At 58.4% G+C, this 459-nt stretch carries 1 protein-coding gene; it reads left to right on the forward strand.

The window, feature by feature from the left end; genetic code table 11:
• Positions 1–313 precede the first annotated feature (313 nt).
• On the forward strand, positions 314–459 hold a 146-nt coding region (locus RNC47_RS36685), incomplete at its 3' end, for a WhiB family transcriptional regulator (RefSeq protein ID WP_394814962.1).

The raw sequence follows: 459 nt of genomic DNA on the forward strand, positions 1-459 counted from the left end.
TGGCATGTCAACTAACTATCGCCTGCCCGGAATTGCGTGCGACGCCCCGATGAGCCCGAACAGGGGAAACCCGAGGACCCAGGCCAGATCCTTAACACTCATGTCTCAGTCAAGGCTTCACAACGATGAACGTGATGTAAATTCTCGACCTGCAGTTATGCCCTTTAGCACACCGGCGGGCTATTGACGCGCTTTATTCAGTCCCCCTAGTTTGTGTGCACGAGCGGTCATCGGCGACATGAGCTCAGTTCGGTTCCACCGACTCAAACCCGCCCGCGTTGGCGAAATGGGCGAGCAGAGAGGGGTTTTCCATATGCCGCAGCCGCAGCAGCTTCCCGGACCCAATGCGGATATCTGGGATTGGCAAATGCAAGGACTTTGCCGTGGTGTCGATTCGTCGATGTTCTTCCACCCCGATGGTGAACGCGGACGCGCCCGGGCCCAACGTGAGGTGCGCGC

This window comes from Streptomyces millisiae, from assembly GCF_031845425.1.
Lineage (GTDB): Bacteria > Actinomycetota > Actinomycetes > Streptomycetales > Streptomycetaceae > Streptomyces > Streptomyces millisiae.